Source organism: Marinobacter goseongensis, assembly GCF_023156235.1.
Taxonomy (GTDB): Bacteria; Pseudomonadota; Gammaproteobacteria; order Pseudomonadales; family Oleiphilaceae; genus Marinobacter; species Marinobacter goseongensis.
Genome location: NZ_JAKZAI010000003.1, coordinates 222,133 through 243,273, shown reverse-complemented (window position 1 = coordinate 243,273; position 21,141 = coordinate 222,133). Strand labels below are relative to the sequence as shown.

General features: G+C 61.6%; 18 protein-coding genes. 9 read left to right on the top strand and 9 right to left on the bottom strand.

The genetic code is table 11. The features are described 5' to 3' along the window. The first annotated feature begins 14 nt into the window (after window positions 1-14). Genes MLC70_RS03020 through argA form a run of 3 tightly spaced genes read left to right on the top strand, consistent with a single transcriptional unit; the run spans window position 15 to window position 3,785 of the window. On the top strand, window positions 15-1,256 hold the full coding sequence (locus MLC70_RS03020; protein WP_248181584.1) for an acetylornithine deacetylase: 1,242 nt from the start codon (window positions 15-17) through the stop codon (window positions 1,254-1,256). A 27-nt stretch (window positions 1,257-1,283) separates the two neighbouring features. After that, entirely contained in the window at window positions 1,284-2,453 is a 1,170-nt protein-coding gene (gene argE, locus MLC70_RS03015) for an acetylornithine deacetylase (protein ID WP_248181583.1), read from the top strand. Window positions 2,454-2,477: 24 nt separating this feature from the next. Further along, complete coding sequence (argA, locus tag MLC70_RS03010) at window positions 2,478-3,785, top strand: amino-acid N-acetyltransferase (RefSeq protein WP_248181582.1); 1,308 nt, start codon at window positions 2,478-2,480, stop codon at window positions 3,783-3,785. Here argA and MLC70_RS03005 read toward each other — a convergent pair. Next, window positions 3,759-4,829 carry an aminopeptidase gene (locus tag MLC70_RS03005; protein WP_248181581.1) on the bottom strand — a complete coding sequence of 357 codons (1,071 nt, stop codon included), beginning with the start codon at window positions 4,827-4,829 and terminating at the stop codon, window positions 3,759-3,761. The two genes, argA and MLC70_RS03005, sit on opposite strands and share 27 nt — an antisense overlap. Before the next feature lie 157 nt (window positions 4,830-4,986). On the opposite strand from MLC70_RS03005, the gene MLC70_RS03000 reads away from it, so the two are divergent. Then, a complete protein-coding gene (locus MLC70_RS03000) occupies window positions 4,987-8,757 on the top strand; it encodes a DUF1631 family protein (protein ID WP_248181580.1) in 3,771 nt (1,256 codons plus the stop codon). Window positions 8,758-8,776: 19 nt separating this feature from the next. After that, the gene (locus MLC70_RS02995; protein ID WP_248181579.1) at window positions 8,777-9,643 is read left to right on the top strand and encodes a phosphoribulokinase; all 867 of its coding nucleotides are present in this window, start codon (window positions 8,777-8,779) and stop codon (window positions 9,641-9,643) included. A 10-nt stretch (window positions 9,644-9,653) separates the two neighbouring features. On the opposite strand, the gene MLC70_RS02990 is transcribed toward MLC70_RS02995, so the two are convergent. The 3 genes from MLC70_RS02990 to MLC70_RS02980 form a co-directional block, all read right to left on the bottom strand. Further along, the gene (locus MLC70_RS02990; protein ID WP_248181578.1) at window positions 9,654-10,511 is read right to left on the bottom strand and encodes a pirin family protein; all 858 of its coding nucleotides are present in this window, start codon (window positions 10,509-10,511) and stop codon (window positions 9,654-9,656) included. 130 nt (window positions 10,512-10,641) lie between these two features. After that, window positions 10,642-11,436, bottom strand: a complete 795-nt coding sequence (gene speD / locus MLC70_RS02985; RefSeq protein ID WP_248181577.1) for an adenosylmethionine decarboxylase — start codon at window positions 11,434-11,436, stop codon at window positions 10,642-10,644. Window positions 11,437-11,639: 203 nt separating this feature from the next. Next, complete coding sequence (locus MLC70_RS02980) at window positions 11,640-12,062, bottom strand: OsmC family protein (RefSeq protein ID WP_248181576.1); 423 nt, start codon at window positions 12,060-12,062, stop codon at window positions 11,640-11,642. Between the two features lie 229 nt (window positions 12,063-12,291). On the opposite strand from MLC70_RS02980, the gene crp reads away from it, so the two are divergent. Beyond that, window positions 12,292-12,933: a cAMP-activated global transcriptional regulator CRP gene (crp, locus tag MLC70_RS02975; RefSeq protein WP_248181721.1), complete on the top strand. Its 642-nt coding sequence runs from the start codon at window positions 12,292-12,294 to the stop codon at window positions 12,931-12,933. A 29-nt stretch (window positions 12,934-12,962) separates the two neighbouring features. Here the strand turns inward: crp and MLC70_RS02970 are convergent, their stop codons facing one another. The 4 genes from MLC70_RS02970 to MLC70_RS02955 all read right to left on the bottom strand — a co-directional run bounded on the left by MLC70_RS02970 (window position 12,963) and on the right by MLC70_RS02955 (window position 16,968). Beyond that, a complete protein-coding gene (locus MLC70_RS02970; RefSeq protein ID WP_248181575.1) occupies window positions 12,963-13,847 on the bottom strand; it encodes an alpha/beta fold hydrolase in 885 nt (294 codons plus the stop codon). A 140-nt stretch (window positions 13,848-13,987) separates the two neighbouring features. Beyond that, the gene (locus MLC70_RS02965; protein WP_248181574.1) at window positions 13,988-14,911 is read right to left on the bottom strand and encodes a PEP-CTERM sorting domain-containing protein; all 924 of its coding nucleotides are present in this window, start codon (window positions 14,909-14,911) and stop codon (window positions 13,988-13,990) included. 172 nt (window positions 14,912-15,083) lie between these two features. Continuing rightward, entirely contained in the window at window positions 15,084-15,992 is a 909-nt protein-coding gene (locus tag MLC70_RS02960; protein ID WP_248181573.1) for an alpha/beta hydrolase, read from the bottom strand. Between the two features lie 13 nt (window positions 15,993-16,005). Continuing rightward, window positions 16,006-16,968 (bottom strand): sterol desaturase family protein, encoded by a 963-nt coding sequence (locus tag MLC70_RS02955; RefSeq protein ID WP_248181572.1) that lies wholly within the window; start codon window positions 16,966-16,968, stop codon window positions 16,006-16,008. A gap of 129 nt (window positions 16,969-17,097) precedes the next feature. Between MLC70_RS02955 and MLC70_RS02950 the strand changes: the two genes are divergently transcribed. After that, complete coding sequence (locus MLC70_RS02950; RefSeq protein ID WP_248181571.1) at window positions 17,098-18,108, top strand: helix-turn-helix domain-containing protein; 1,011 nt, start codon at window positions 17,098-17,100, stop codon at window positions 18,106-18,108. On the opposite strand, the gene MLC70_RS02945 is transcribed toward MLC70_RS02950, so the two are convergent. Beyond that, the gene (locus MLC70_RS02945) at window positions 18,098-18,835 is read right to left on the bottom strand and encodes a glutathione S-transferase family protein (RefSeq protein WP_248181570.1); all 738 of its coding nucleotides are present in this window, start codon (window positions 18,833-18,835) and stop codon (window positions 18,098-18,100) included. The genes MLC70_RS02950 and MLC70_RS02945 overlap by 11 nt on opposite strands. 120 nt (window positions 18,836-18,955) lie before the next feature. On the opposite strand from MLC70_RS02945, the gene MLC70_RS02940 reads away from it, so the two are divergent. Together MLC70_RS02940 and MLC70_RS02935 are read left to right on the top strand one after the other, a co-directional pair. Continuing rightward, window positions 18,956-19,930, top strand: coding sequence for an META domain-containing protein (locus MLC70_RS02940; protein WP_248181569.1), 975 nt, complete (start codon window positions 18,956-18,958; stop codon window positions 19,928-19,930). 109 nt (window positions 19,931-20,039) lie between these two features. Further along, entirely contained in the window at window positions 20,040-21,140 is a 1,101-nt protein-coding gene (locus tag MLC70_RS02935; RefSeq protein ID WP_248181568.1) for a M14 family zinc carboxypeptidase, read from the top strand. Window position 21,141: the final 1 nt, after the last annotated feature.

The window sequence follows — 21,141 nt, the reverse complement described above, 5'->3', positions numbered from 1 at the left end:
ATGAGGATAAATGGATGAAACGCCTGCTGACTTTTGTGGCCATCATACTGCTGTTCGGTTGGGTGCTGTTCAAAGCATCGGTGTGGTGGCTGGCGGACCAGCGCCTTGCCGACACCCGGGCGGCCATGGAGCAAGTGGGCGTGATCGAGCGGGGCTCGATCAGCTCGGGTATTGAGGGGCGTCTGCTGCTTAACGACGCCAGTTACCAGGATTTCCGCCTTGCCGGCCCGCTGCGCGCCGGACGGGTAACCTTTGATGCCGGCTCGCCGGTGAATCTGTTGAAGACGCTGCTGGATCCGGCGGCACTGCCACCTTCATGGACCCTGCGGGGAGAGCGGCTGGGCGTGCGAGTCGAGGCCAGCATGTTCCGCAACTGGGTCACTGACGGTGCTGATGGCGCTGACACCCTGTTTGCGCCGGTCTGTGGCCCCGACCACCGCCAACAACTGGGCAGCGGAGACCTGGTGAGAATGGGGATGAACGGCATTGGCGGCGAAGTCCTGATCCGGCAGCAGCCCGAGGATCTGTATCTGGAAATCACTACGGATAAGGCTGGCAGCCTGGAAGCCCGCTGGCCCGGAGCCCGCCTTGATGTGCTGAACCCCGATTCGCCGATTCAGGGCGCGGACGGGCCCATGCGAGTTATTCTCCGTGACGGTGGTCTGATGCGGCGGATCGCCGCCTACTGCGCCCGCGAATCTGCCGTGGCCACCGAAGAGTGGACCGAAATCGTGATGGAGGCGTTTCGCTCCGGGCTGAATGCGCGCGGTTACGAGGCCAGCCCACAGTTACTGGCGCTGTATCGGCAATGGCTGACCGAGGGCGGTGAGCTGACCCTCACGCTGATGCCCGGCGAAGAGCTTATGGGTGTGCCGGTGCGGGAGCCGGACGGGGAACAGTCCGCAACACTGGCAGTCAGGTACAATGAACAGGTCGTTCCGGACGTCTTTCTGAGGGCGGTTCAGCCCCCCGAGTCGACCGTTGCAGGGGAGGCTGTTCAACCTCTGGTTCCGGAGGGTGAAGACGGCCAGGTGGCCGGCTGGTACCCCGCCGATGTGACCGAAGCCGGCCGCTGGAAAGGGCGCACGGTGAAGGCCACCTTGTCCAACGGCAATGTGGTGGAGGGGCGATTGGCCAGTGTCGACGAGCAGACCCTGGAGATTGCCCGTATTGTGGGTGGCGGCGAAGTCGCCTACCCGATTGTTATTCGCGCCATTGAGTCATTTGAGGTCTGGCGGCGCGGCCAGACCCGTTGATCCGCAACCGGATCAGGGAATTGTTCTATGTCTGAGTCCACACTGAAAACCGGTTTTGTGCCGGGTATTCGCGACATGCTGACACGGCTGATCGCCTTGCCATCCATCAGCAGCGCGACCCCTGAGTGGGATCACAGCAATGAGGCGGTCGTGCGCACTCTCGCCGAGTGGCTGGAGCCGCTGGGTTTTGCTGTTGAGATGATGCCGGTGCCCGGCATGCCGGGGAAGTACAACCTGATTGCCACTCTGGGCAGCGGCCCCGGTGGGTTGGTGCTTTCGGGGCACACCGACACCGTACCCTTCGACGACAAGCGCTGGCAGAGCGATCCGTTCACTCTTACCGAGCGTGACAACCGCTGGTACGGGTTGGGCACCTGCGACATGAAGGGGTTTTTTCCGCTGGCCATCGAAGCGGCCCGGGCGTTCGCCGGGCAGAAGCTGCAACAGCCGCTGATCATTCTGGCCACCGCCGACGAAGAGAGCTCGATGAACGGCGCCCGGGCGCTGGCGGAGGCAGGGCGGCCGAAAGGCCGTTACGCGGTGATTGGCGAGCCCACTGGGCTGAAGCCGGTACGCATGCACAAGGGCATTATGATGGAGCGGCTGAAGTTTGAGGGGCAGTCCGGGCACTCGTCGAATCCGGCGCTCGGCCGCAATGCCATGGAGGGCATGCACGAGGCTCTCGGCGAATTGCTGGCGCTGCGGTCGGGCTGGCAGGCGCAATACCAGAACCCGAACTTTGAGGTGCAGGTGCCGACCATGAACCTGGGCTGCATCCACGGCGGTGACAACCCGAACCGGATCTGCGCCCAATGCGAATTGCATTTTGATCTGCGCCCGTTGCCGGGCATGAATATGGAAACCCTGCGCCAGGCCATTCTGAGTAAAGTCCGGCCGGTCGCAGAACGCCGTGAGCTGAACCTGGTGTTCGAGCCGCTGTTCGATGGTGTGCCGCCGTTCGAGACGCCGGCGGATGCGGAGCTGGTTCGTGCCTGTGAAAAGCTGACCGGTCACACCGCGCACGCCGTGGGCTTTGCCACGGAGGCACCGTGGTTGCAGCAGCTCGGTCTGGAAACCCTGGTGATGGGCCCCGGCTCCATCGATCAGGCCCACCAGCCCGATGAGTTCCTGGAGCTGTCGCAACTGGAGCCCACCGTCAGGATCCTCAAGGGATTGATTCACCAGTTCTGCCTGTAACACCCAGGCCATCAGGAGAGACGATTGAAATCCAACGACTGGCTGCACGGATTCCGCCATTCATCCCCGTACATCAACGCCCATCGGGGCCGCACGGTGGTGCTGACCATTGGCGGGGATGCGGTAGCCCACGACAACTTCATCAATATCATTCACGACATTGCGTTGCTGAGCAGTCTCGGCGTGCGACTGGTGGTGGTATTCGGAGCGCGCCCGCAGATCCAGGAGCGTCTGGACAGTGCCGGGGTGGAGTCGTCGTTCCATCGTGGCTTGAGAATGACGCCGGAGGATCAGCTACCGCTGGTACTGCAGGCCGTTGGCGGGTTGCGGGCGCATCTGGAAAGCCACTTGTCCATGGGGCTGGTGAACTCGCCGATGCACAATGCGCGAATTCGTGTCAGCGGCGGTAACTTCGTGACCGCGCGCCCGGTCGGGGTTCTCGATGGGGTAGACTTCGGTTACACCGGGCGGGTACGCCGGGTGGATGTGGCCGGTATCGAAAAGCTGCTGGAGCTGGGGCACATTGTGTTGCTGCCGCCCCAGGGCTATTCCCCCACCGGCGACACGTTCAACCTGTCTTACGAGGATGTCGGCAGCCAGGTGGCGGCTGCCCTGCAGGCCGAGAAACTGATCATCTTCATCGACGATCAGGGGCTGCTGGAGGCCGACGGCTCGCTGATTCGCGAGCTGTCTGCGCGGCAGGCCTCCGAGCAGCTGGCGCAAGGCGCGGTCACCGGTCACGATGCCGCCTTGTTGAAAGCTGCCTGCGATGCCTGTGTCAAAGGCGTGCGCCGCTCCCACATCATCAGCTACGTGAATGACGGCGCCCTGCTGGAGGAGCTGTTCACTCGCGACGGTTCCGGCACTCTGGTCAGTGGCGACCACTACGAGCAGATTCGCCAGGCCCGGGCCGAAGACATTGGCGGTGTGCTGGAACTGATCCAGCCGCTCGAAGAGCAGGGCATTCTGGTGCGTCGTTCGCGGGAGATGCTGGAAACCGAAATCGACCGTTTCGTGGTAGCGGAGCGCGACGGCACCATTGTCGGGTGTGCCGCGCTCTACCATTACCCGGAGGAAGGCGCCGGTGAATTGTCCTGCTTCGCCGTCGACCCCAATTACCGCCGTGCCGGCCGCGGCGATGACATCCTCGCGATGGTGGAGAGGCTGGCGCGCAGCCAGGGCATCGCGCGGTTGTTCGTGCTCACCACCCAGACCGAACACTGGTTCCGTGAGCGCGGTTTTCTGCCCTCAACGGTTCAGGAACTGCCGGGGCCAAAACTGGCGGCCTACAACACCCAGCGCAACTCAAAAGTGTTCGTCAAAACGCTCTGACAGGTGCAGCAGTGCCTGCGAACGCTGCTCGGACTCCCGTGCCGACAGCGTACGCACCTGCTCGAAAAAGTCGGCAAAGCGGTAGTCATGCTCCCGCAGCAGCTGGCGGAATCCGGGCACGTACTGGTTGTACTGGCGGAACAGCGCCAGGTTGGCGTTGTTGAGGGTGTCTACGGACTCGCCGAAAGGCCCGGGTTCATCCCAGCTCTCGGCCATCGCATTATAGCGGGCCATCAGGTCGGCGATCAGCTCCTGTTTCTGTTGCCGCATGTCGGCTGCAGCCACCGCGCCCGGGCCCTGGTACAGGCGCTCGAGGGCCGTCACCGTGTCTTCCACCAGCACCAGGGTGGCGTTCCTCTGTTTCAGGCGTGCCAGCGCTTCCGCAAATCCGCTCGTATCGCCCCTCTCTTCCAGCCATAGCCGCAGGCCCTCCAGCTCCACCGCCGTGGCGAAGCTTTCATTGAACGCGGTGTCCTCGTCCACGTACACCACCCGGTGCGCGAGTTCATGGAACATCAGCGCCACCATGCGGTCATCGGGCAGGTTGGTAAAACCGGAATGCAGCGGATCATCGAACCAGCCCAGCGTGGAGTAAGCGGTGACACCGCCAATAAAGGTGTCGTAGCCGCGGGTGCTCAGGATTTTCTGCTCAGAGCGCGCATCGTCAAGACTGAAATAACCGCGGTAAGCCTGGCATCCGGCAACCGGGTAGCACCACTGACGCGGTGTCAGGGAAAACTCCGGCGCCGCCACCAGATTCACCACCACCCAGGGGCGCCCCAGCTCGGTGAACTCGGTGAAGGCATCGCCTACTGGCAACGCCAGGCGGCTTTTCGCAAACGCGCGGGCGTCTCGGGCCAGTGCCAGCTTGTCCGCCAGAGACGGGTCGGTCGCGGGATTTTCCAACAGGTCGTCAACCGGTTGCGCCGACCACATCAGCGAGACGTGGCCGCTGATGGCCTGACTGTAGTAGCCAATGGTCGTACACCCCGGAAGCACTGTTACCAGTAGCAAAAGCGTATAGATCTGACTAAGCTGTGTCATGGTTCACAACGTTATAGTGTGTCTGTCTCAGCACGGGATTCCTCACTATATTACAGACAGATCCCGGATGAGTAGTTTGCGGCAGATGCCGCTCCTTCAGGGACACCGGTGGAAGAGAAGAATCCTTCCCCCGTTTTTGCCAGATATCAGGTAGTTCATGGACCCCAGAGATCGTCGCACAAGCCCTCGAAAGCCTATCAAGCTCGCCGCCCAGCTGGATCTCGGCTCGGGTGAGACCTGGCCGTGCCAGATTGCCGATTTCTGCGCGGAGGGGCTGTTTGTTCGCTACTCCGGGGATACTTCGCGCAAGCTCGAACGGATTTTTGCCAACGATCATCCCGACGAATTTGTTGTGCGCTTCCGCACGGCGGAGGGAAATCGTCGCCACGAGCTTCACGTCAGTGCGATTCGTCGTATCGAAGGTGCTATGGGTGTGCACTTCACCCGTTCCAATCCCGACGCCGTGCACGCCATGCTCAAGCAATGCGGCGGCAGCCGTGATCAGGAGCGGTCCGCACTGCGGGCGCCCAGCGACCGGGTACAGTTCGTTCTGCATCAGTCGGCGCGGGCAGTCGTGCAGTTTATCGAGCCGTTGATGGACACCTGTTTCGTGCAGATGCTGGCGGCCCTGAAACAGGCGGCACAGCGTGCGGTCAGTGATCAGCAGGCCAACGACTACATGGACGCGACGGGGCAACTCCAGGCCCGCCAGCGGGTGATCTGGCATCAGATGGCGCAGAATCTGGAGTCACCCCTCAAACCGGCACCCAAAGGATTTCCCGGTTCAGAACTGTCGGTGGTGGACAAAGGCGAATTCGAGGACTGGCTGACTATCCGGGTCATGGTCACCAAAGCGGACACCCAGTTCCGCGGCGAGTTGCTGCAGTTGAAGCTTAGGCTCGACACGCTGGGGGTTGCCAATGCCACTGGCCACCACAACCCGCTTGGGCCGTCCCTGGTTTGTGAAGCGTTTCATAACGGGTTGAACCACCTCAAGGCCAGTCGCGATGTCGAGAAGATCTGTCTCAAGGTGTTTGAGCAGACCATATTGCAGCAGCTCGGCCCCCTGTATCAGGAACTCAATAATATTCTGATCCGGCACGGCGTGTTGCCGGATCTGGACCTGAGCAAATACCTCAGTGAGCGCCCGGCGGCAGCGGAAGAAAAGCCGGCGCCTGCACCAAAACCCGCGACAACAAGCGCGCAATCGTCATCCGCCGCAGTAGCAGTCCCGGAGTCCGCGCCGCCTGCCCGGCAAACCGCGCCTGAGCGCAAACCCGGATTTGCCGGTCGTGCACCGCAGGAGTTTCGCGGTCACGCCCAGGCAGCCCAGACCGCGTTTGCCACGGTGCGCAACCTGATTGGTACGCTCACCGCCAGCCGGCTGGCCCGCGGCGATGCCGAGCCAGTGGCGTTTGCCCCCAACGCGCGCCCGCTATCCGCCGGTGAATTGCACCGGGAGCTGCAGCAGCTGCAGGCGGAAACTGCAGCCCTGGCTCCGGATCAGCCGAGCCTTCGTGAGCGGGTGGTGGAACGAGTCAAACACAGTGGCGATCACGCACTCAATGACGAACAGCAGGACACTCTGGACGTGGTCGACCGCTTTTTCCGCAGCGTGGTGGAAAGCCCGAAACTCAGCGATTATGCCCAGAGCCGGATGCGCCAGCTGGAAGTGCCGGTGCTGAAGGTGGTGATGCGGGATCCCACGTTTTTCGATGATCAGAACAGCCCGGTTCGCGGTGTGATGAACCGTCTGGCCCAGCTAGGGGTCAAGGGTGGACGAATCAATCCGGTGGTACAGCGCCGTATTGACGAGCTGATTCATCGCATCACGACCGATTTTGAACAGGACACCGGGGTGTTTGACAGTACTCTGCAGGAGCTGGACACCCTGATCGATCGCCAGAACCTGGTGTACCGTCGCAATGTGGAGCGGGTGACCGCGGCCGCTGAAGGCGCGCAGAAAGTAGCGGAGTCGAAGGCGGCTGTCGCCGAGGTGTTGAACCGGAAACTGGCCGGGCGCCGGGTACCCCGGGCTCTGCTGAGTCTGCTGGAGGGTGGCTGGCGTGACCTGCTGTCGCTGACGTGGATCCGACAGGGGCAGGACAGTCAGTTATGGCAGGACTATCTGTCGGTTGTGGATTCTCTGCTGGCGTTTGCGGATGACCCGAAAGCGGGTGTCAACCTGCCGGAGTTGCTGCGGGTGATCCAGGATGGCCTGGCCTCCATTTCGAGCAACCACATGCCGTCATCCCAGATCCGGGATGAGCTAAAGCAGTTTCTGGTTCGCAGTGTCGAGACACCGGCCGAGATGGTGGACATGCCAGCGCTGGCCTCGGAGGAGAGCAGAAGCAAGACTCTGTCCGAGCGTGAGCAGCAAAGCCTGCAGCGCTGGGTCCATCGGGCCAAGCAGTTGCGCACCGGTGACTGGTTGCGGGATCAGGACAATCCTGACGAGCCCCAGTACATCCGGCTGGTGTGGATTGCCCGCGAATTCAGTCGGTTCGTGTTTGTGAATCACCAGGGCATGCGGGTGGTGGAGTTGGACCTGGAGGCGCTGGCGCGTCAGATGCGCAAAGGCATCGTGGTGCCGGACAGCCAATACGAGCGTCCATTGGTGGACGAAAGCCTCGACCGGATGGTACGAAAGGTCTATGACCAGCTGTCGTGGGCGTCGACCCACGACGAGCTGACCGGCCTGCTGGGGCGTCGTGAATTCGAGCGGGTGCTGGATCAGCAACTGGCGCAGCGGGAAGATGAGCGGGCGCTGCTGCGACTGGACCTGCGCAAGTTCCGTCTTCTCAACGATACGGCCGGCTATCAGGCCGGCGACGATGCCTTGCGTCAGGTCGCGGACATACTCCGCGCCCGGGTGGTGGATGGCATGCCGCTGGCGCGTCTGGCGGGCAATGAGTTTGCCTGGCTGCTACCCGCAGAGACCGCCGCCGAAACAACACAGGCCATCATTGACGATATCGAGGCCTGTGACCTGATCTTCGGGGAACGTCACTACCGCCTGTCGGCCAGCGCGGGGATGGCCATGGAACTGCCGGCTCTGGCGACTGCTGAGCGCTGGCTAAGAGCCTCAGAGCAGGCGATGAAGGCGTCCAAACAGCAGGGGCATGGCAAGGTGGTGAACTATACCCTGGACGCCGATGACCAGTCTCGCCAGGAGCAGATTGCCGCCAAGGTTGCCAGTCTCGGAGATCTCGATGAAGAGCGCATGCTGCTGCGCTGCCAGAAAATGATACCGCTTCATCCCAACACCGAAATGTCGGCCCAGTACGAGGTGCTGATCAGCATGTACGACGATGCCGGCAACCTGATCGCCGGCCGCGATTTCGTGCGCACCGCCGAGCGCTATGACCGCATGCAGGCCGTGGACCGGTGGGTGGTGGGGCATATGCTTGACTGGCTGCGGGACAAGGGGCCGGACCCGGAACATCTGGGCGGTGTCTGTGTGAACCTGTCCGGTTATTCGCTCAACGACCAGTCGTTGCTGGAGTTCATCTATGACAAACTGAGCCAGAAGGATGCGCCCATCGAGCGTTTGTGGTTCGAGTTGACGGAAACTGCCGCTATCACCGATCTTGATCGCCTGGCCGGGTTCATGACCGAACTGAAAGAACTGGGCTGCCGGTTCTGTCTGGGCAACTTTGGCAGCGGACCGGTGTCGTTCCAGTTGATGCGTACCCTGCCGGTGGACATGATCAAGCTCGACAGCGCCTTCACCAACCAGGTGGACATCAACGATACGGACCGCGCGATGGTGAAGTCCATGGTGGATATGGCCCACTACATGAAGCGGGAAGTGATTGCCTCGCAGGTGGAGTCCCGCGACGTGCTTGACCAGTTGAGGCAGCTGGGTGTGGATTATGCCCAGGGTTTCGTGATCGAAAAGCCGCGGTTGCTGGACAGTCTAAACTAACTTCTGAGCTCTGTTTGCCATGTCAAAACGCCATCCCGTTATTGCGGTGACCGGGTCCTCGGGCGCGGGCACCACGACCACCGGCCAGATTTTCAGCCGCATGTTTGCCAGTGAAGGGCTGCACGCCGCCATGGTCAGTGGCGACAGTTTTCACCGTTACACCCGCGAGCAGATGGCCCGCCTGGCCGCGAAGGGTCAGTTTGGTGAGCGCAACCATTTCGCGCTGGCCGCCAATCATATCGAAAAGCTTGAGGCCCTGTTCTACGACTACGGCCACACCGGCAACGGTCAGTATCGCCAGTACGTGCACGATGAAGACCAGGCACTGCGGTCAGCGGGCCACAAGCCGGGTACTTTTACGCCCTGGGGGCCGCTGCCGGCGGATACGGACCTGTTGTTCTATGAAGGGCTGCACGGAGGTGTGGTCAGCGACACCTACAATATTGCCCAGTACGTGGACCTGCTGATCGGTGTGGTGCCCATCGTGAATCTGGAGTGGATCCAGAAAATTCACCGGGATACCAACAAGCGAGGCTATTCCCAGGAAGCCGTGGTGGAGACCATCATCAACCGCATGGACGACTACGTGCATGACATCGTGCCTCAGTTCGCCCAGACCCACATCAACTTCCAGCGGGTGCCGCTGGTCGACACCTCCAACCCGTTCGTGGTTCGGGACGTGCCCACCGAAGATGAGAGCATGGTGGTGATCCGCTTCCGCGAGGCGTCGGAAATCGACTTTCCGTATCTGCTGCAGATGATTGCCGGCAGCAGTGTGTCCCGTCACGACACTCTGGTGATCCCCGGTACCAAGCTGGGGCTGGCCATGGATCTCATCCTGAGACCCATGGTGTTGCGATTGATGGCGCAAAAACCCTTCGCGTGATTGGTCGCCCTCAGGCTGTCAGGCGTCCGTCCCGGTAATCCCGTAGCGTCTGCTCGATCTCCGCGCGGCTGTTCATGACGAACGGGCCGTACTGAACTACCGGTTCGTTGATCGGCCTGCCGGCAATCAACAGCAGACGCGCGCCCGCCCTGCCGGCTTCCAGCCGGATCTCGTTGCCGCTTCCGAGGATGCTGGCTGCGCTCGGGGTGAGTGCCTCCGGGTGCTCGCCGTGGCGCAGCCCGGCGCTGCCTTCGTAGAGGTACAGCAGGCCGTCCAGTTCCTCATCAACCGGGAGTGAAACAGCGCTCTCAGGCTCCAGCTGGATATCGATGTAGAGCGGGCGGGTGCTGCCACCGGTCACAGCACCGGCCCGGTTGATGCCATCAATGGCAACCTCACCGGCAATCAGTTTCAGTCGACCCCCCTTAAGCGGTACCTCGGGGATGTCTTCCGGTTGCAGATCGCGGTAGCCGGCGGGCTTCATTTTCTCGGCCGCCGGCAGGTTGAGCCAGAGCTGGAAGCCGCGCATGCGACCGGATTCCTGCTGGGGCATTTCCGAATGCACAATGCCGCGCCCGGCGGTCATCCACTGCACGCCGCCGTTCCTGAGGTTGCCCCGGTTGCCCAGGTGATCCTCGTGAAGCATGTGGCCTTCTATCATGTAGGTTACGGTCTCGAAGCCCCGGTGCGGGTGCGAGGGAAACCCGGCAATATAATCCTGGGGTTGATCGGAACCGAATTCGTCGAGCATCAGGAACGGATCCAGGCGAATGTTCTGATGTTGACCGATGGACCGTTTGATTTTCACGCCGGCACCATCGGAGGTTTCCAGAGCGGGGATGGTTTGCTTGACGGCTCGTAAAGTCATGGTGTCCTCCTTGCGTGGCTATCATGCTATTAAACGCCGGAGGCTGTCGGGAAGAAAACGGAGATTTTCGGAGTGGGACATCAAAAAAACTGAATGACCGGCGGCGGGGTGCCGCCGGTCGCGACGGGGCTCATTCCACGTTGCGGGAGTAGAAGATCTCCAGCATCTCACGGCGCAGGCGATCTTCGATGGACTGGGCTTCACCCGGGTCGAGGTCGCTGGCGTTGACGCCGAACACGTAGTTGTCGAGTTTGAAGTTCTTCAGCATCATCTTGGTGTGGAACAGGTTTTCCTGGTACACATTGACGTCAATCATCTGATAGGCGTTCTGGGTGTCTTCGGTCAGGTAGTTCTGAATCGAGTTGATGTCGTGATCGATGTAGTGCTTGGTGCCATCCACATCGCGGGTGAAACCCCGGACCCGGTAGTCCACAGTGACCACATCGGAATCGAAGCTGTGGATCAGGTAGTTCAGCACCTTCAGCGGCGAGATCAGGCCACAGGTGGATACGTCGATATCGGCGCGGAAGGTACTGACACCATCATGGGGATGGCTTTCCGGGTAGGTGTGCACGGTGACGTGGCTCTTGTCCAGGTGCGCCACGATGGTGTCCGGCAGCGGCCCCGGGGATTCCTCGTTGTCCGGCTCCTCGCCACTGGTGAGTTCATGCTCGGCAATCAGCATGGTCACCGACGCGCCGTGGGGCTCGTAGTCCTGGCGGGCAATGTTGAGAATGTTAGCGCCGATGATCTTGACCACATCGCTGAGAATCTGGGTCAGTCGCTCGGCGTTGTACATCTCGTCGATGTAGTCGATGTAGGCTTCACGCTGTTCTTCAGTCTGCGCATAACAGATATCGTAGATATTGAAGCTCAGGGATTTGGTCAGGTTGTTGAAACCGTGCAGCTGGAGTTTTGATTCCATGCTCAGCCCCTCCGAATGATGGAGATGAATGACTACAGAATGCCTGACAGGGCATTCTGCTGAGGCCGCCACCGATAACTGACCGGGTTGTTCACCATTTGCGCAGACCGGCGGAGAAGGGTGCGTATTATGCACACCGCGAATGACGTTGGGTAGTCTGTGCAACCAACTTTTGGTAACCGGGTTTCGGTGGCTGCCGCCGGCTATTCCGCCTCGCGGACCTCATGGCTGTGAGTGATCTCGACGCCGGCCTTTTCAAGCATTATGGATGCTGAGCAGTATTTTTCCGCAGACAGGCTGACGGCGCGTTTGACCTGCCCCTCTTTCAACTTGTGACCGGTCACCACAAAGTGCAGATGAATGCGGGTAAACACTGCGGGAATGGCGTCGGCGCGTTCGGCCTCGAGCTCGGCGTGGCATGCGGTCACATCCTGCCGGCTTTTCTTGAGAATACTCATAACGTCAAAGGATGAGCAGCCGCCCAGGCCCATCAACAGCAGCTCCATGGGCCGGGGCCCGAGATTTTCGCCGCCGTGATCGGGCGGGCCGTCCATCTGAACCGTGTGTCCGGTGCCGCTGGTGGCTGTGAAGCTGGCGTTGCCGGCCCAGTCTATGGTTGCTTTCATGGCGAAGTGCTCCGCAGTACAAGGGGATCTGGGCGTGATGCTAGCACATCGGCTGGTGCCGCGGCAGCCGCCAGCCGGTGGTGATCACTACGCTTTCAGGTTGCCGAAACCGGGCCTTCTTGTTATAAGTTGCGCTGATTATGTATAAAAATGAATAAACCCGCACGGAAAGCGGGGTATATAACAATCATCGGGATCCGCCAGTATTTGAGGAGGCATGACTCGCACTATGGCCACTATCGTCAAGCCGGTTGAGCAGAAAACCAAGCATCTGGATTACTTCCTTTCGCAATGTCACCGCCGGCGTTACCCCGCCAAGAGCACCATGATTTACGCGGGTGACAAAAGCGATTCGCTGTTTTATATCGTCAAGGGGTCGGTCACCGTCATCATCGAAGATGACGATGGGCGCGAAATGATCATGGCCTACCTGAACGCCGGAGATTTTTTCGGCGAGATGGGCCTGTTCGACAACATGGATTCCCGCAGTGCCTGGGTAAAGGCCAAAACCGAGTGCGAAGTCGCCGAGATCAGCTATACCAAGTTCCGCGAGATTGCCCAGCAGGACCCTCGGGTGCTGTACTTCATCGGCGAACAGATGGCGTCCCGCCTGCGCCAGACCACCCGTAAGGTGGGTGACCTGGCGTTCCTCGATGTGACCGGCCGGGTGGCGCGCACGTTACTTGACCTGTGCAAGGAACCGGACGCAATGACCCATCCCGACGGCATGCAGATCAAGATCACCCGCCAGGAAATCGGACGCATTGTCGGTTGCTCCCGGGAAATGGTGGGTCGCGTACTGAAAACCCTGGAAGATCAGGGGCTGGTGCGGGTCAAGGGCAAGACCATGGTGGTCTACGGCACCCGGTGACGCTCAGGCACGGCCTGATGCCCGCAGCCTCAGGTGCGAGCGGACTGCCGGGCAAATCCGTCGATCCAGCCGGCAATGGTATCCGGCTGGGTCAGCAGTACCCAGTGAGGCGCATCGATGTCCTTGCGACTGAGCTTGCCGGTCCATTTTCCCAGATCCTCGAATAACTGCTCCCCCACGTAATTGTCCTGCTTCGGCACAATCAGCTGAACCGGGCAGTCTGCCTGCCTGGGCTCCGGTCGCAACAGGCGCGGCAGGAAATTGGCCCGGTACAGTTTCACCCCGTAGCGACCGTCATTGCGCTGGAAGTGACTGAAGTCTGCTTCGCTCACCTGTTCCCGCTTGCGCAGATAGTTCGGCCATAGCCGGTCGAGACCCGCGCGCCATGCGGTTTCCGGCAGCAACGGCAGCTGGAACATGGCCACATACCAAGAGCTCGCCAGTTGGCCGAGCACCTTGCGGGTGCCCCCCTCGCGAAGGCGGGTGACGTTGTTTCTCAGCCAGAACGCGACATGGTCCAGGCAGGGGCCGGATATGCTGGTGTAAGACAGAATGTGTGGCTTCAGCGGACCGTGGGTGACGGATTCCCAGCTCTGGATCGAGCCCCAGTCATGGGCAGCGAGATGGAACGGCCGATCCGCAATCACCGCATTGACCACGGCAGTGAGATCCTCCGCCAGGTGGCTCATGCGGTAATCCCGGGTGCGCGGAGGTTTGTCCGAACGACCGGCACCACGCACGTCGTAGCGGATGACGAAATAGCGGTCGACCAATTGGGCGGTGACCTTGTCCCAGACGGTGTGGTTGTCCGGGTAGCCATGGACCAGAACCAGTGGCGGGGCATCGGACGAGCCTTCGGTGGTCACGTACAGATTGACCCCGTTGCTGTTCACCCAGTGTTGCTGTGTCGCCATGGTTTACTCCTGATGCGTTGAATTCGGTTTCAGGGCATCAGGTTAACGGGACAGGGGGGCGTGCGCTCGTGCTGAGCGGGCCAGATTGTTGGGCGGGACACGCAGCGGGGCCCGCGGTGGTCACCGCGGGCCGAACAGCTTCAGGCGTGCTTGCGGCGACGTGCCAGGCAGACACCGGTCAGGCCGAGGCCCAGCAGTGCCAGGGTGCCGGGCTCCGGAACCTCGTTGACGGGCAGGTCAACGGTGTCCAGGGTTTCGCCCATCACGTAGGAGTAGCTCAGGTTGATCAGCTCTCCGGAGAACAGCGAGCCAATGTCGAAGGCCAGGCCGATGGCATAGTCGCCATTACCGTCGTTGGTGCCGGTAAGGTAGGCATCCGGATCGGTTGACCATGGCGCCGATACCGCAGTGTTGTGGACAGTGTCTGATTGGGTGTAGAGGCCCAGTGTCAAGCCGGTGCTGGCGCCCTGGGAATTGACGAAATCCTCTGCCGCCACGCCAGTGACACCCCGGGTATTGATGGTGTCGTAGGAACCGTAGGAGTTCACGTCCGGATCCGGGTCAATCGCACGCACGAACTTGACGTCGGTCAGGTCCTGCAGGGCAGTGATGGTGGTCAGGACGTCCACGCGCTCATAACTGTCGTTGAAGGAATAGTTATGGCTGATGGTGAACCAGCTGCCGTACTGGCCTTCCCAACCCACCTGGTTGTCGAAGCTGCCGCCCGAGAGATCGACCGGGCCAGCCAGTGTCGAGATCTGGTTGGGGTAGCCGGAGTTGTTGTTGCCAACAGTGCCGGTCTGGGTGGATTTTACCCCGAACCATTCCCAGGGGGTGCCGGGTGTCAGATAGTCTTCCGGTCCCCAGCTGCGGGAGCCGGTGGGGTCATGCATGATACCGGGGTCGGCGCTGCCGCCGGCGCCGAGTGTGCCGTTATCGCTGACCGCCGTGCGGACGAAATCGCCTTCCATCACAATGGGTGCCGCAACGGCAGAGCCGCCAAACAGCAAACCGGCCATGGCAAGTGTCTGGGGAATCAAGCGGGATGTTTTGCTCAAACGCATGTGTAACGTCTCCGTGTCATAGTGAATGCATTTCATGCGTTGCCACGGGTAGCAAATGTCAGTCCCGGTCGTGCTTATTGGAGGCCGGTCAATATCTTGGGAATCTTCGGAAGACGTCGGTCCGACCCTGTCAGTGAGGGATATGTAAAATGGTCTGACAGTCGGTAACCGGTTATCGCGCGTACAGAGGCAGGGCCTGATAGACCGTCTGCCAGACCTCACTGGCGTTGGTCTCGTTGAGCATTTCGTGTCGGCCACCCGCGAACAGCGTCAGGGTGGCATCCCTCAACCCCGCCCGTTGCAGGGCAGTGCAATGGCGCTGTATGCCCTTGCCCATTTCCCCCACCGGGTCACAGTCACCGGCGATCATCCGCACCGGCAGGTCGTGGCGCCACGTCTGTGGATTGATCGACAGCATGCCCCCGATGAAATCCAGCCATAACCCGGTGGTGCACGGGAAGCCGCACAGCGGGTCGCTGGCGTAACGGTCGACCTGCTCCGGGTCACGGCTCAGCCAGTCGCATGCGGTGCGGTTGGGTTGGAACAGGCGGTTGAACTTGCCAAAGGTCATTCGCGCAACGGTCTGGCTGCGGTGACGTTTGCCGTAGCAGGTGGCGATGGACGCGATCAGGGCTTTCGAGGCCTGCAAATGGGGACGGTGAATGCGGTTGGTGGCGCTGAGTATCAGCGTGTCGATGCCGGTGCCCTGGCTCTGTGCATGGCTCTGGGCGATGAACGAGCCCATGCTGTGGCCCAGCAGCGCCAGTGGGCGGTCCGGGTGGCATGCGCGGGCATGCTGGATGACCAGTCCCAGGTCGTCGGTTACCTTCTGCCAGCCGTGATCGTCGGCGTAGTGCCCCAGATCAGCGGACGGGCAGTGGCCGCCGTGGCCGCGATGATCGTAAGTGAATACGGCGACGCCGCGCTCGCTCAGCCAGCGGGCGAAGGGCGTGTATCGGCCGCTGTGCTCCGCCATGCCATGGGCAATCACCAGAGTGACGCCCGGGTCGGCGGGCTCGAAGGCGTTAACGTGGATCCGGTGGCCATCGGGGGCGCTCAGGCTGGCGGACTGCTCCGGCATGGTGATCTCCTTATCATTTTTTGTTGTCAGTGGCGCAGTCTAGCGAATCCCCGCTGGTTTCGGAACGCTCCCACTCCGGTGGCTGCCACAGGTGCTGAAGGCGGGCACCGATCCGGCCGGGTCGCGCCATGGCCCTGAACAGATCGACGTATTCGTGGGTCCAAAGCACCAGCAGATTGTGGGAGTGCACCGGGCGGGTAATGCCGTATTCCGGGGGATGATTGACATCTTCTTCAGCAAAGCTGCCAAACATCCGGTCCCAGACGATGAGCGTGCCGCCGTAATTGCGGTCGATATATCCCGGGTTGCGGCCGTGGTGCACGCGATGGTGGCTCGGGGTGTTGAACACCGCCTCGACCCAGGCCGGCAGGCGTTTGACCAGCGTGGTGTGGATGAAAAACTGGTACACCAGAGACAGCGCGTAAGCGACGCCGATCCACACCGGGTTGAGGCCGATCAGTGCCAGCGGCAGGTAAAACAGCCAGCCGCCATTGAAGATGTTGGTGGCATTCTGCCGCATCGCGGTGGAAAAATTCATTCGCTCGGATGAGTGATGCACCACGTGGGCGGCCCAGAACCAGCGCATGCGGTGGCTCGCCCGATGCATCCAGTAGAAGCAGAAATCCACAGCCACGAAGGTGAGAGCCGCCGTCAGCCAGCTCAGTTCAAGCTCAAACAGCCGATAGTGATAGCACAGGGCGTAAAGTGGGAAGGCGATGATACCGGCGAACAACAGTTCGGTGACCTGGTAGCCCGCGCCAAGGGCGAAATTGCGCACCGCCTCACGGGTATCCATCAGGGCCGGGTCGTGGCGTATCCTCAGGTATTCCCATAGCGCGACGCCGATAAACACCGGAGTGGCCACCATAAAGATCAGTTGTCGTTCGTCCAGCGCCAGCCAGGGCGCGACGGCTTCCCAGAGGGGCAGCAGGCCGCTGCGTTCCAGCACCGTCAGCATCATGTCGTACAGGGCCATGGTCAGTTCCGCTCGTTGTGTTGTGTCGTGAAACCATTTTTGCCGGAAACCGCTGGAAAGAATTGACGATTCACGCCTCTAAATTGATAATTGACGCCAAATCTGAAACCTGCAGGAGCGTGGCAGCCGATGGCCAGAGTGATGAGGGTGACTGGCGCCTGGACCGGGCTGCTGAGCGACTGGCTTGATCAGCAGGGTCTGGCTGCCGATGCTCTGCGGCCGGAGCTGGCACGGTGGGCGGCGCAGGACAACGTGCCGGTGCCAGTCTGGCGGGATCTGTTGGCGCGTGGCCTGGCCCGCGGCGTGCTGGAAGGTGCCAGCCCGGTAGCGCCGGAGCTGGACGTGGGGGCCTGCGTGCGCCCCGGGCACGTGGGGGTGCTGGGTTATCTGGTGCTGGCGTCCGATACCCTGGGTGAAGCCATGCTGGCGTACCAGCGCTACGAGACCCTGTTTTACGGTGCCACCCTGGCGGAAATCGTGATCGAGGGGGAGTATGCGGAAATGCGCTGGCCACCCTCGGAAGACGAACTGGGGCAGCAGGCCGACGGCGCCGCCATAGCGGCACTGGTAACCTTTCTCAGACGTCAGATTGACGATCCGCCACCGCCCTCCGGCGTATCGTTCCTCGGCACGGTGAGTGAGGCCGCCGCCGAGGCTTATGAGCGGTTTTTCGGCTGCCCGGTACGCTGGAACGACAGCCACGTGCGGGTCTGTTTCCCGCTACAGTACCTGGGTACTCCCATGCCGCGGCGGGATCCGACCCTGAGGGCGTTGCTTGACCGGCAGGCGCAGGCGCTGTTGCGGGCGCTGCCGGGCAGTTCGGATACCGAACGACAACTGCAGCAGGTGCTGCTGAAGCTGCTGGCCGATGGCGAGCCCACGCTGGCCCGCGCGGCGAGAGCCATGTACATGTCACCGCGGACCCTGCAGCGTCGCCTGGCCGGTCACGGGATTTCCTGGCAGCAGTGGCTGGATCGCAGCCGGGAACAACTGGCCCGGAATTATCTGGCCGACACCTCCCTGACCCTGACGGACATTGCGCTGCTGCTCGGATTTTCCGAGCAGAGTGCCTTTACCCGCGCCTATCAGCGCTGGACCGGCACGTCGCCGGGTCGCGCCCGGCGGCAGGTCAGCGGTTAGCCTGATAGACCTTTTCCAGGGTCTGGAGTTGCGGTTGCCACTGCGCCAGCCACGCCTGAATGGCCTTGGGGATCCGCTTGCTGTTGGGCCAGGGCACCGGATATTGTGGCGGCTGGAACATGGGCGCAAACAGGCTGGCCGCCGTCAGATCAGCGCGGGAAAAGGCCTCACCCACAAGATAGGGCCGGGTGCTGTAGATGTCTGCCAGCTCCGTCAGCAACGCCTCCATAGTCTGGCTCGAGGTTTGCGCGGTTTTCTCGTTGATCTTCATCCACTTGCGCATGATTTCATCAACCCGGCTGAACGCCAGCCTGAGCAGGATGCGGTTGTAGAAAGGGGTTTGTGCCGCCAGCAGGGGAACCACAATCTTGGGGCGCTGCAGAAAGTGGTGGTAGGAGTAGCAACGTACCGCCGGCCCGGCTTCGTCGTCCAGTCGCTGCTCCCAGGCCAGCGCGGCCGCTTGGTCTTGCGGATTCGCGGGCGTGAGAGGGCGGTCCGGAAAGGTGTGATCCAGGTAATCCAGAATCTGTGCCGAGCCCTGTACAATATGGCCATCGTGATCCAGCACCGGCACCGAGGAGTCGGCGCGGGTGAGTCTGCGGATGGTGTTCATATGCTGACCCGGTAACAGGCTGTGGATTTCCGCGTTCAATCCTTTGTAGTCCAGTGCCCATCGAACTTTTTCGCAATAATGGGAAATGGCAAACTGATAGAGCTTCATGGTCATCGGGAACATCTCCTGGGCCGGGTGGAAGGGCGTCATTCTATCGTTAGCGTAATGAAACAGGGAGGCGTTCCCGTTCTAGAACGCACGCCAGACAAAAAAATGAACCTCAGGGAATGGTATATGATTCTGCACAAAACCGGATTGTCCATGGCCGCTGCCGCGGCTCTGGTGTTGTCCGCCGGTTGCGCCTCAACCGGCGATCACAACGGCCCCGCAGAGCTGGCGGCTACCCGAATGCACTGCGGCCAGACGGTCATTGATCTTGACTACACGCCATCCACTGGGCTTCTGGCGCTCACCCACGGGGGCACGCGTATCCTGATGACCCCGAGTGAAAGTGCCTCTGGTGCGCGCTTTGTGGCCAGCGGTGACGCACGCACGGTGTTCTGGAGCAAGGGTCAGACGGCGACGCTGTCGCTCAACGGTGAGGCGCTCCCGGAGTGCCTGGCGCCGGACGCCATCGAATCGCCCTTCATTGCCAAGGGTAACGAACCGTTCTGGCACATCAGCCTGGTGGGCAACGAACTGACCCTGAGTCGCATGGGTGAGGCCACCGAGACGCTGCGTTCCCGGGTGACGGAGCAGAGCGAAACCGGGCAGACCATTGTCGCCGAGCGTGACGGACTGAAGCTCCGTGTCGATGTCGCGCCGCAGTTGTGCACAGACTCCATGTCCGGCATGCCGCATCCCAACCAGGTGCGCTTGACGGTGAACGGAGAACAGCTGGCCGGTTGCGGGGGCGATCCCGAGCGCCTGTTGCGGGGCGCGGAGTGGGTGGTTGAGGACATTGGCGGGGGAGGCATTATTGACAGCTCCCGCGTGACCATTGAATTTCTGGATGACAACCGGGTTGCCGGTCGCGGTTCCTGTAACCGCTACATGGGGAGCTGGAACCTGAGCGGAGAGGGGCTGTCGTTCAGCCGCATCGCCGGCACCCTGATGGCGTGCGCGCCGGCGCTGATGGAACAGGAACAGCGGTTTCTGGATCTGATGGCCGAAGTTAACCGGTTCAGCATCGGGCCGCACGGGGAACTGATCCTCAGTACCACGGGCGGTGACAACCTGCGGGCGTTTCAGTCCTCGGACAAGCCGTAATCCGCCAGAATGGCCTGCGTCCGCCCGGTCTCGCGCAGCCGGGCGGGCTGTCAAATAACTGCAGCATTTGCCGGGCATGCTGGAAGGTCGTCACGGACTGGAGCCAACGATGACCGAGCTGAAACAGCTGACCCCCCATGCCGCCATTCCCCGCGAGCAGTCAACACGTACCCGCCGGCAGCGGCATCTGCTGCGCACCTTCCTGCCGGAACTGGTATCGCTAGAGCGCACACTCGCGGAAGCGCCGGCGCAGGTTCGCACTCAGGTGGTGGATCGTATCGATGTGGGCCCGCAGACGCTGCCGATCTACCGGGTGGATCTGGGCACCGATGCCCCTGATGCGCCGGCGGTGGTGCTGGTGGGGGGCGTGCACGGTCTGGAGCGCATCGGCAGCCAGGTGGTGATGGCGTGGATGCGCAACCTGATGGCGCGGCTGAGCTGGGATGACTCGCTGCTGCGCCTGCTGGAGCGAGTCCACATTACCCTGTTGCCGATTCTCAATCCGGGGGGTATGTACCTGAACCAGCGCAGCAACCCCAATGGGGTGGATCTGATGCGCAACTCGCCGATTACCGCCCAGGACCGGAGCGCTTTCATGCTGGGCGGGCAGAAACTGTCGCCGCGGCTGCCCTGGTACATCGGTGAGCCGTCGACAGCCATGGAGCCTGAAAACCGGGCTCTCGAACACGTGATCAGCGGGCTGTTGCCCGGGCGACCGTTCAGCGTTGCGCTGGATTGCCACTCCGGCTTTGGCTGGCAGGACCAGATCTGGTTCCCCTACGCCTACCGGCGCCGGCCGATGCGCAAAATTGCCTCGGTGATGGCGCTGAAACTGATCTGGGAACAGGCCTGGCCTGACCACGATTACCGGTTCGAGCCCCAGTCCCGGCATTACCTGACCCACGGCGATCTGTGGGATTACTTCTACAAGCAGATCAATCGTGACAACACCGGAACTTTCCTTCCGCTAACCCTGGAGATGGGATCCTGGCGCTGGGTGCGCAAGCGGCCCCGGCAGTTGTTCCGGCTTGACGGGCTGTTCAATCCGCTGGTGCCGCATCGCCACCGGCGGGTATTGCGTAGCCATCTGGCGTTCATGGATTTTCTGGTGGACGCGGCGGCGAGCCACCGCAACTGGTTGCCGGAGGGCGCGGAGGAGTCCATGCTGAGAGAGGCTGCGATCATGCACTGGTACAGGGACAACCGATAAC

Excerpts from the sequence above, each read along its gene's own strand:
- MLC70_RS03020 (WP_248181584.1), top strand. The coding sequence starts at position 15 with ATGAAACGCCTGCTGACTTTTGTGGCCATCATACTGCTGTTCGGTTGG.
- MLC70_RS02990 (WP_248181578.1), bottom strand. The coding sequence starts at position 10,511 with ATGACTTTACGAGCCGTCAAGCAAACCATCCCCGCTCTGGAAACCTCC.
- MLC70_RS02970 (WP_248181575.1), bottom strand. The coding sequence starts at position 13,847 with ATGGCGACACAGCAACACTGGGTGAACAGCAACGGGGTCAATCTGTAC.
- MLC70_RS03005 (WP_248181581.1), bottom strand. The coding sequence starts at position 4,829 with ATGACACAGCTTAGTCAGATCTATACGCTTTTGCTACTGGTAACAGTG.
- MLC70_RS02995 (WP_248181579.1), top strand. The coding sequence starts at position 8,777 with ATGTCAAAACGCCATCCCGTTATTGCGGTGACCGGGTCCTCGGGCGCG.
- crp (WP_248181721.1), top strand. The coding sequence starts at position 12,292 with ATGGCCACTATCGTCAAGCCGGTTGAGCAGAAAACCAAGCATCTGGAT.
- MLC70_RS02945 (WP_248181570.1), bottom strand. The coding sequence starts at position 18,835 with ATGACCATGAAGCTCTATCAGTTTGCCATTTCCCATTATTGCGAAAAA.
- MLC70_RS02955 (WP_248181572.1), bottom strand. The coding sequence starts at position 16,968 with ATGGCCCTGTACGACATGATGCTGACGGTGCTGGAACGCAGCGGCCTG.
- MLC70_RS02935 (WP_248181568.1), top strand. The coding sequence starts at position 20,040 with ATGACCGAGCTGAAACAGCTGACCCCCCATGCCGCCATTCCCCGCGAG.
- argE (WP_248181583.1), top strand. The coding sequence starts at position 1,284 with ATGTCTGAGTCCACACTGAAAACCGGTTTTGTGCCGGGTATTCGCGAC.
- speD (WP_248181577.1), bottom strand. The coding sequence starts at position 11,436 with ATGGAATCAAAACTCCAGCTGCACGGTTTCAACAACCTGACCAAATCC.
- MLC70_RS02965 (WP_248181574.1), bottom strand. The coding sequence starts at position 14,911 with ATGCGTTTGAGCAAAACATCCCGCTTGATTCCCCAGACACTTGCCATG.
- MLC70_RS02940 (WP_248181569.1), top strand. The coding sequence starts at position 18,956 with ATGATTCTGCACAAAACCGGATTGTCCATGGCCGCTGCCGCGGCTCTG.
- MLC70_RS02950 (WP_248181571.1), top strand. The coding sequence starts at position 17,098 with ATGGCCAGAGTGATGAGGGTGACTGGCGCCTGGACCGGGCTGCTGAGC.
- MLC70_RS02960 (WP_248181573.1), bottom strand. The coding sequence starts at position 15,992 with ATGCCGGAGCAGTCCGCCAGCCTGAGCGCCCCCGATGGCCACCGGATC.
- MLC70_RS02980 (WP_248181576.1), bottom strand. The coding sequence starts at position 12,062 with ATGAAAGCAACCATAGACTGGGCCGGCAACGCCAGCTTCACAGCCACC.
- MLC70_RS03000 (WP_248181580.1), top strand. The coding sequence starts at position 4,987 with ATGGACCCCAGAGATCGTCGCACAAGCCCTCGAAAGCCTATCAAGCTC.